10 protein-coding genes and 1 pseudogene are annotated in these 8,004 nt (G+C 42.7%); 4 read left to right on the top strand and 7 right to left on the bottom strand.

Annotated elements, in window-relative coordinates:
* From BLQ57_RS18585 to BLQ57_RS18570, 4 genes and pseudogenes are all read left to right on the top strand, one after another.
* Positions 1–292, top strand: a pseudogene (locus BLQ57_RS18585) (hypothetical protein); the annotation flags it as partial.
* 45 nt (positions 293–337) lie between these two features.
* A complete protein-coding gene (locus BLQ57_RS18580) occupies positions 338–877 on the top strand; it encodes a DUF4287 domain-containing protein (protein ID WP_087941119.1) in 540 nt (179 codons plus the stop codon).
* 159 nt (positions 878–1,036) lie between these two features.
* Positions 1,037–1,516, top strand: a complete 480-nt coding sequence (locus tag BLQ57_RS18575; RefSeq protein ID WP_087941118.1) for a GyrI-like domain-containing protein — start codon at positions 1,037–1,039, stop codon at positions 1,514–1,516.
* Positions 1,513–2,064, top strand: coding sequence for a DUF4256 domain-containing protein (locus tag BLQ57_RS18570; RefSeq protein WP_087941117.1), 552 nt, complete (start codon positions 1,513–1,515; stop codon positions 2,062–2,064). Before BLQ57_RS18575 ends, BLQ57_RS18570 begins: the two co-directional genes overlap by 4 nt.
* Before the next feature lie 39 nt (positions 2,065–2,103).
* Here the strand turns inward: BLQ57_RS18570 and BLQ57_RS18565 are convergent, their stop codons facing one another.
* The 7 genes from BLQ57_RS18565 to BLQ57_RS18535 all read right to left on the bottom strand — a co-directional run bounded on the left by BLQ57_RS18565 (position 2,104) and on the right by BLQ57_RS18535 (position 7,994).
* Positions 2,104–2,802 carry an HAD family hydrolase gene (locus BLQ57_RS18565; RefSeq protein ID WP_087941116.1) on the bottom strand — a complete coding sequence of 233 codons (699 nt, stop codon included), beginning with the start codon at positions 2,800–2,802 and terminating at the stop codon, positions 2,104–2,106.
* Complete coding sequence (locus BLQ57_RS18560; protein WP_087941115.1) at positions 2,802–3,716, bottom strand: alpha/beta hydrolase; 915 nt, start codon at positions 3,714–3,716, stop codon at positions 2,802–2,804. Before BLQ57_RS18560 ends, BLQ57_RS18565 begins: the two co-directional genes overlap by 1 nt.
* Before the next feature lie 158 nt (positions 3,717–3,874).
* Entirely contained in the window at positions 3,875–4,225 is a 351-nt protein-coding gene (locus BLQ57_RS18555) for an L-rhamnose mutarotase (RefSeq protein ID WP_087941114.1), read from the bottom strand.
* A 4-nt stretch (positions 4,226–4,229) separates the two neighbouring features.
* Entirely contained in the window at positions 4,230–5,537 is a 1,308-nt protein-coding gene (fucP, locus tag BLQ57_RS18550) for an L-fucose:H+ symporter permease (RefSeq protein WP_087941113.1), read from the bottom strand.
* Positions 5,534–6,298 carry an L-fucose dehydrogenase gene (locus BLQ57_RS18545; RefSeq protein ID WP_087941112.1) on the bottom strand — a complete coding sequence of 255 codons (765 nt, stop codon included), beginning with the start codon at positions 6,296–6,298 and terminating at the stop codon, positions 5,534–5,536. Before BLQ57_RS18545 ends, fucP begins: the two co-directional genes overlap by 4 nt.
* Positions 6,295–7,134, bottom strand: coding sequence for an amidohydrolase family protein (locus BLQ57_RS18540; protein WP_087941111.1), 840 nt, complete (start codon positions 7,132–7,134; stop codon positions 6,295–6,297). Before BLQ57_RS18540 ends, BLQ57_RS18545 begins: the two co-directional genes overlap by 4 nt.
* Positions 7,131–7,994 (bottom strand): fumarylacetoacetate hydrolase family protein, encoded by an 864-nt coding sequence (locus BLQ57_RS18535; RefSeq protein WP_087941110.1) that lies wholly within the window; start codon positions 7,992–7,994, stop codon positions 7,131–7,133. The genes BLQ57_RS18540 and BLQ57_RS18535 overlap by 4 nt, the downstream gene beginning before the upstream one ends.
* Between the last annotated feature and the right edge of the window lie 10 nt (positions 7,995–8,004).

Genomic DNA, 8,004 nt, shown 5'->3' with positions numbered 1-8,004 from the left:
CGAACTGGGTTATTTTTTCTCGGACAGCCAGGAAGGGATCAAAACACAGGTTTGGATGGTATTAATTGCCAATCTAATATTCACCGTGATTCACAAGCGGATCAAAGAAGCCGAGCAGTTCACCACCTTGGTGTCCATGGCCAGAGCCAACTTGATCTCCTATGTCTGCTTCCAGACCATCCTAAAAACCAACTGCCTGGTAGCAGAAGAACGAAATCTGGAAATAATACAATTGGATATCTTTGAAAGTGAGCAGGGGGGTGTTTTGAGAAAAAAAGAAAAATCACCCTAAATAGCCTGGAAACCCACTATTTTCCAACTTCAAAAAGTTACTCGGATGACAGTAATTTCCAATCTTCAAAAAAATACAGGAAAATCCCTTGAAGAATGGATTGCCATGGTAAAGGCAAATTCTTTTGAGAAGCATAAGGAAATAATTGATTGGCTGAAGAATACCCACGGTTTGACCTATGGTTTTGCTAATTTGATTGCTCACAAATCAAAGGATAGTGCCAACGATACCTCGGAAAAAGATGTAGAAGAACTGATCAATCAGCAGTATGTAGGAAAGGAAAAGCTAAAGTCTATTTATGATTATTTGCTGTCCAAAATAATGGAGTTCGGAAAGGATATAGAGGTTGCTCCTAAAAAAACCTACGTGAGTCTTCGGAGAAAAAAACAGTTTTCCATATTAAATCCAGCTACTAAATCCAGATTTGAGTTAGGAATCAATCTAAAGGGTCAGGAGCCGGAAGATATTCTACTTGCAGAAAAACCCGGCTCGATGTGTTCTCATAAAATCCTTCTCAGTACAGTGGAAGATGCCGATCAGTGTGTGCTAAATTGGATCAAAAAGGCCTACGACAATGCGGGATAAATAAATCTTTTGATCAAAAGCTTATGGTAAACCACCAATGGAATGAACCAGAATCTCTTCTGCATCTCAGATATTTAGAAATAACAAATTAAGTTTGTTGGTTTGACTATAAGGCTCAGAATCTTTTGAAAACTAGCCACCTCAAGCTTTCAAGTAGCTATGAATTTGAATCAAAAAAATATTGAAACCTTACCCAGTTTTGAATTGATAGGAATCAAGCTTCCTAATAAGACCTGGAATAGAGGCGGCAAGTCCAGTGTTTATGCCGGGAACCTATGGCAGCGCTTCCATGATGCTGGAGTTTTTCATCAGATTCCTTCCAAACTTAGCGAAGAAGTTTATGCAGTATATTTTGATTATGATGGGGATCAAGATGATCCTTTTTCCTATTTCATTGGATGTAAAGTCTCTCCAAATGCCTTACTTCCAGAAGGGCTGGATCGCTTGATTATTCCCTCTCAAACCTATCAAAAATTGATAGCAAAAGGGCCGATGCCTGATTGCATAAGTGGACTTTGGAAAGAGATCTGGCAATCAGAAATCTCCAGAGCATTCATCGTTGATTTTGAGATTTATGGGGAGAAAAGTAAGAATTGGGAGCCGGCAGAAGTAGACGTTTATTTATCCATCAACCCATGAGTTTGAACCCAAAGCAAGTCGAAGAGCTGTTTGCTGTCCTAAAAGTCCGATTTGAAAGAAATATTGAGCGACACCCTGGAATAAATTGGGAGGATATAGTGGATAGATTGAAGGCGAACCCTGAGAAATTGATAGCCCTACACTACATGGAAGAGTCGGGCGGTGAACCCGACGTCCTTGCCTACGAGCAAGAAAGTGATTGCTACCATTTTTATGATTGTAGTCCCGAAAGTCCCAAAGGTCGAAGAAGTCTATGCTATGATCAAGAGGCCAGAATCCATCGAAAAAAATACCCTCCGGAGAGCTCTGCATTGGAACGGGCCACTAGTTGGAATGCATCACTTCTTTCGGAGGAGCAATACCACTACCTTCAGCAACATGGCGAATTTGATCTCAAGACATCTTCTTGGATACAAACCCCTGAGTCCATTCGAAAATTAGGAGGAGCAATATTTGGAGACCGACGTTTTGGAAGAGTTTTTATCTACCATAATGGAGCAGATTCCTACTATTCATCCAGAGGGTTTCGATTGATTTTGAAGGTGTAGAAGAAGAAAAACGTCGCAGTCTTCTAAAGAAAAGGCTCTTTATTCACTAATTTGACGTATCAATTGGTTGACTTCATTGATATTTTTGACTTGGAAAAAGCGCTCATGGACTATCTCATGATTTACCTGCTCATGAGCCCAAGTGATGTGATATGGAATATGAATTCCATAGCCACCCAGCTCCAGCACGGGTAAAATATCTGACTTCAGACTATTGCCCAGCATGATAAATTCAGAAGGCTGTATATCAAGGTGCTTGATTAATTTTTCAAAATCCGCCACCTTCTTTTCGCTCATGATTTCGATATGGTGAAAGTGCCGCTCGAGGCCTGACTTTTTCAGTTTTCGCTCTTGGTCGAGCAAATCACCTTTGGTGGCCATTACGATGCGAAAATCGCCATTAAGAGACTGGATTACCTTCTCAACACCAGGGAGAAGATCAACGGGTTTTTCGAGCATTTCCCTTCCAATCTCTATTACCTTTTCGATGAGAGAAATCGGCATTTTCTGATCAGTGACTCTTAGGGCCGTTTCAATCATGGATAGCATAAAGCCTTTTATTCCATAGCCGTATAAGGCTAGATTGTCGATTTCTGTTCGGTAGAGTTCTTTGATACTACTATGCGAGGGCATAAAGTCCTCTAAAAGTGAAGCGAATTTTTCTTCTGCTTCCCGAAAATAAGGTTCATTGACCCAAAGGGTATCATCTGCGTCAAAACCTATTACTTTAATTCCCATTAGTTAAGGTTTTTGATCCAGTCCAAGAGTACTTCGGTCCAGTTTTCTACTGCTCCACGACTTCTTCCAAACGCAAAGCCATGTCCTCCTTTAGGATAGATATGGAGTGATGATTCGACACCTTTGGAGTGAAGAGCTTGATAGTAAAGTGTGCTGTTTTCTAAGGGCACTGCTTGGTCATCCTGCGCATGTACCAAAAAGGCCCTTGGGGTATTTTCGTCTACTTGAAGTTCATTGGAAAATCGTTCGATAAGCTCTTTGGAGGGGGTATCTCCCAATAAATTTTTTCTTGAACCACCATGGGTAAATCGTTCATTAAAAGTGATGACAGGATACACCAAGATCGAAAAATCAGGTCTTGCCGATAGCTGATCGATGGCATCTTTGTCACGATCTAGCTCATGGGCGTATTGTGTGCTGAGTGTGGAAGCCAAATGTCCTCCAGCAGAGAATCCCATGACTCCCACTTTTGAGGGGTTTATATTCCAATCAGAAGCATGATGGCGAACCAGCCTCATAGCCCGCTGTGCATCCATTAAGGGAACTTCTTTGGGGTCAATGAGTGATTTTGAATTTGGTAGCCTGTACTTGACTACGATTCCTGCGATACCCTGCGAGTTTAGCCATTTGGCAAAGTCTGTACCTTCCCAATCGTAGGCTAGTATCCCATATCCGCCACCCGGAAAGATCACCACTGCCTCTCCAGTGGCGACCTGTGGGGTAGGGAGAAACACCTCGATCAAAGGCTCCTGCACATTGGAGATGCGGAGAATCCCCTCCTGTACGACTTCTTCCTTAAGGTCCATTTCTTTTTGGAGTGGAGGAGTAGCAGGCCAGAGTTTGAGTACTTGATTTTGGGCAGTAGCCAGGATCGAAAAGCCAAAGAAGAAAAGAAAATTCAGTAAGTATTTCATAAAATTAGACTTTTGGTAAAGATGTTTTTTTTGACCTTTCGTAGGAAAGAAATTTGGGAGGGAATTATGTATTTTGATTCTGAAATTTTTATCGTTAGCTATCTACTTTTGATTTTGCTCAAAAGAGAAGAAGTTTCATTTTGAACAATTGCCCAATTTCAAGATTTTTCTTCCTCGCTTTTGTATTCAAATACTTGCTCCATGATCGCCCAGCGCCAGTTGGAAGCCGTGCCTGGTAGATGACTTTGGTATTGGCCCAGAAATGCCTCCCATTCCTGAACCTTTGGATTGGCGGCGTCCAATTTTGCTTTGTTCTCGAAACTGAAATCATTCGTAGTTTTCAATATCATACTTAGACGATTTTTCCAGCGATAGATACTCATTTCTACTATTCCTGCTACACGAATACTCTCTAGAATATCTGGAGAAACAGATTCATGACATTCTACATAGGCGGAAATCGCCTCCGGTTCATCTTTCAGATCACAAATCAATAAAAAGGTTTTCATGCGTTTATGTCGTTAGTTTCACCCTTTTTGCAAATACCCAAACCATCAAAAAACAAAAAAGAGGAAGAACAAAGGAGAAGTTCACCTCCGATACTCCCAATATCTGAATATCCGTATAGCCGCTTCCCCCGAGGTCGAGAATCATCCCTTGGAGTGTGGGCATGATAGCACCCCCTACGATGGCCATGACAAGAAATGCAGCACCAAACTTGGAGTCTTCCCCCAAACCCTCTAAGGCAATGCCATAAATTGTAGGAAACATCAGCGACATGGCAAAACTAATGGCCACCAAGCTATAAAGTCCACTGATACCAGGAAGGAAAATAGCCCCCAATGTAAAGACCATAGCCAAAATCGAGAAGATGGACAATAACTTTGCTGCTGATAAAGACCGAAGAAGAAATGTACAAACCCATCGGCCGATTAAAAAAAGGACCAAGGCAGTATATCCATAATTGACTGCAGTGGCATTGTCTATCCCTAAAGCTTCCGCGTACTGATAGATATAGGTCCAGACCATAATTTGGGCCCCCACATAAAACATCTGAGCAAAGACCCCCTCTACAAAAATACGGTTACGAAACAGTCTCTTTATACTCGGCAAAAAATCCAAAGCCTTTCCCCCTTCAACTTTCTCAGGCATTTTGACTAGAGTGATTAGAATCATCACCGCTAGAACTACCAAACCCAATAGCACATAAGGGTCCCGGATGATCATCAAATCATTGGTTCGGATGATGGCTTTAGCAGTCTCATCGAGATTCGCGTAAATTATTTCTCCCTCAGAATTGGTGGTATTGGACTGCAGTGCATTGAGGATAAATTGTTTGGCAACAAAAAGCCCTGCTAATGCTCCCATTGGGTTAAATGCTTGAGCTAAATTCAATCGTTGAGTGGCCGTTTCTGTTGGCCCCATGGAGAGTATGTAGGGGTTTGCGGTAGTCTCCAAAAAGGCCAATCCAAAAGTAAGAATGTAAAGAGAGGCCAAAAAGAAGCCGTAACTTTCCCAAGAGGCAGCTGGATAAAATAGCAAAGCACCCACCGCATAGAGTCCTAGACCCAGTAATACTCCTTTTTTGTAGGAGTATTTTTTGATGAAAAGAGCAGCAGGTAGGGACATGGTAAAATAGCCCCCATAAAATGCCATCTGAACCCAAGAGGCCTGGACATTATTCAATTCCAAAACACGCTTAAAAGCTGCCACCATGGGATTGGTGATGTCATTGGCAAAGCCCCACAATGCAAATAAGGAGGTAATAAGGATAAAAGGAAGTAAAAGGTTTTTTGGGACAATGGGGGCGCTGGTTTTCATAGCGATCGATCTAGGTGAGTATAGCCCCCATCCACAAAAATATGCTGTCCTGTGATATGTGAGGCTTTAGAAGAAAGTAAGAAAACTACCGTCGAAGCAATTTCCTCAGGTTCTGTCATCCTCCTGCCCAAAGGAATTCGCTGCATGATTTCTTGACGCTTTTTATTAGGATCATCAAAGCCCTGAAGCCAATTTTCATAGAGTGGAGTCCTTACCTCGGCAGGGATAACTGCATTGACTCGGACCTGATAGGGAAGTAGCTCGGCGGCCCATTCTCTGGTCAGTGCCAACTGCGCGCCCTTAGCCGCGACGTATCCGGAGGTGTTTCCCTGCCCTGTGATGGCGGTTTTGGATGAAATATTGACAATGCTTCCTTTTGATTTTTTCAATGAGGAGAGGGAATAATGCGCTAAATGATAATAATGAAAAAGATTATTGCTGACCGAATCTTCAAATGCTTTTGGGTTTCCATTTTCTAAACCAACACTGTCATTTGCCCCTGCATTATTGACTAAACCATCGATCCTCCCATATTTTTTTAGGGTTTCGCTCACCGCAGAAGCTGCATCTTCGGGATTTTTTAAACGAATAGGGATTTGATAACCTTTTTTTCCATGCAATATGAGGCTTCCTTCTTCCTCTGAGGGATCGATAATCACAGGGATAGCCCCTTCTTTTTGAAGGGTCTGGGCGATTGCAGCCCCAATCCCTTTGGCCCCGCCGGAAATTAAAATGACACGATCTTCAAGATGTAAATTCATGACTTAGGAGATTTGATTTGATAAAACTCCTGAGCACTTTTGCCAAAAATCAGGCCTTTTTCATCTGTGGAAAGTGAGTCGGTGAAGTTTTCTATTACTCCATATACTTGCTCATATTCTCCCGCCAAAAGGCAGACGGGCCAGTCACTTCCAAATAAAAGTCTTTCGGGGCCAAAAAGCTCCAGCGAGATTTCCATATAGGGAAGCAGATCTTCGTAACTCCAGTCTTCCCAATTCGCTTCCGTGACCATTCCCGAGAGTTTGCAGTAGATGTAATCCCTTTCTGCCAAGGGTTTGAGGGATTTTCTCCATTCTTTCCATCTCCCAGATTGGATAGGAGGCTTTGCCAAATGATCTATCACAAGGCGCTGTTCACCCACTTTTTTGATCATTTCAAAAATGGCCGGGAGCTGATGATAGTAGAGGAGAAGGTCGTAGCTATATCCTTTTTTATGAAGTGTTTTTAGGCCTTGAATAAATTCCTTCCTTAGAAAATAGTGAGGTTCTTTAGATTGAAGTACTTCTCTAAAACCCTTTAGTTTAATTTTAGGTTGATATTGCTCCAGCTTTTGATCCAAGTCAGGGTCTGCTAAATCCATCCAGCCCACTACTGCTGATATCCATTCATTTTGCTCAGCTAAATCCAATAGGAATTCAGTTTCGGAGTTGCTTTCTTCTGCCTGAACTGCCACACAGGCATCTAATTGGAATGAGTCTAAGTGTGGTTTTAAGTCCTCGGGAAGAAAATCCTGTCGAATAGGTTTCATGGATTTAGTGATCCAATCCTGACGCTTGGGGTCAAACTTCCAAAAGTGCTGATGGGAGTCGATTCTCATGCTTCGGGATCCTTCATGGCTACTTGACGAGAGACTCCTAAGCCATCTATACCTAGCTCCACTACATCTCCATGCTCCAAGTATCGGGGTTCGGGTTTTAGCCCCATCCCAACACCCGCAGGAGTGCCTGTGCTGATGATATCTCCAGGTAGAAGTGTCATGTATTGAGAAATATGCGAGATTATACTGGGGATATCAAAGATCATATCTGAGGTGTCGCTGTTTTGCAGCAGCTTCCCATTTAGCTTGAGCCAAAGGCGGAGGGCATGTGGATTGGGAATCTCATCTTTGGTAACTAGGTAGGGTCCTAATGGGGCAAAATGGTCAGCACTTTTACCTTTTACCCATTGGCCTCCATGACGGAGTTGGAAATCCCGCTCGCTCACATCATTGTGAAGTGCATAGCCAGCCACATAGTCCATTGCTTCCTCAGTTTTTACATATTTTGCGCGCTTACCTATGATGACAGCAAGCTCTACTTCCCAATCCGTCTGCTTGGAATCGCGAGGGATAAATATGGGGTCAAAAGGACCACAGAGAGAGGAAGTCGCTTTCATGAAAATGATAGGTATTTTGGGAACCTCCATGCCAGCTTCTTGGGCATGTTTCAAATAATTAAGACCCACGCAAATAATTTTTGAAGGTCGAGCGATGGGGGCAGCGATACGTGCATTGTCGGGAATTTCTGGGAGTTGTTTTTGATTGGCATCGAGCCAGATTTGAAGTCGCTCCAAGCCGTTATGGGTGAAAAACTCCTCGTTCCAGTCCTCACCAAAGGCACTGCAGTCCAAGTTTTTGCCTTCGCTGGTCTGAATTCCTGGGTTTTCTTGACCCGGTTTCCCAAAGCGTAATAATTTCATAGGTTTAGGT

It is taken from the genome of Algoriphagus faecimaris (assembly GCF_900101705.1).
Classification (GTDB): Bacteria; Bacteroidota; Bacteroidia; order Cytophagales; family Cyclobacteriaceae; genus Algoriphagus; species Algoriphagus faecimaris.
The sequence above is the reverse complement of the archived record's forward strand: the minus strand, read 5'-3'. Positions and strand labels throughout refer to the sequence as shown.

Excerpts from the sequence above, each read along its gene's own strand:
- BLQ57_RS18560 (WP_087941115.1), bottom strand. The coding sequence starts at position 3,716 with ATGAAATACTTACTGAATTTTCTTTTCTTCTTTGGCTTTTCGATCCTG.
- BLQ57_RS18555 (WP_087941114.1), bottom strand. The coding sequence starts at position 4,225 with ATGAAAACCTTTTTATTGATTTGTGATCTGAAAGATGAACCGGAGGCG.
- BLQ57_RS18545 (WP_087941112.1), bottom strand. The coding sequence starts at position 6,298 with ATGAATTTACATCTTGAAGATCGTGTCATTTTAATTTCCGGCGGGGCC.
- BLQ57_RS18565 (WP_087941116.1), bottom strand. The coding sequence starts at position 2,802 with ATGGGAATTAAAGTAATAGGTTTTGACGCAGATGATACCCTTTGGGTC.
- BLQ57_RS18570 (WP_087941117.1), top strand. The coding sequence starts at position 1,513 with ATGAGTTTGAACCCAAAGCAAGTCGAAGAGCTGTTTGCTGTCCTAAAA.
- BLQ57_RS18575 (WP_087941118.1), top strand. The coding sequence starts at position 1,037 with ATGAATTTGAATCAAAAAAATATTGAAACCTTACCCAGTTTTGAATTG.
- fucP (WP_087941113.1), bottom strand. The coding sequence starts at position 5,537 with ATGAAAACCAGCGCCCCCATTGTCCCAAAAAACCTTTTACTTCCTTTT.
- BLQ57_RS18580 (WP_087941119.1), top strand. The coding sequence starts at position 338 with ATGACAGTAATTTCCAATCTTCAAAAAAATACAGGAAAATCCCTTGAA.
- BLQ57_RS18535 (WP_087941110.1), bottom strand. The coding sequence starts at position 7,994 with ATGAAATTATTACGCTTTGGGAAACCGGGTCAAGAAAACCCAGGAATT.
- BLQ57_RS18540 (WP_087941111.1), bottom strand. The coding sequence starts at position 7,134 with ATGAGAATCGACTCCCATCAGCACTTTTGGAAGTTTGACCCCAAGCGT.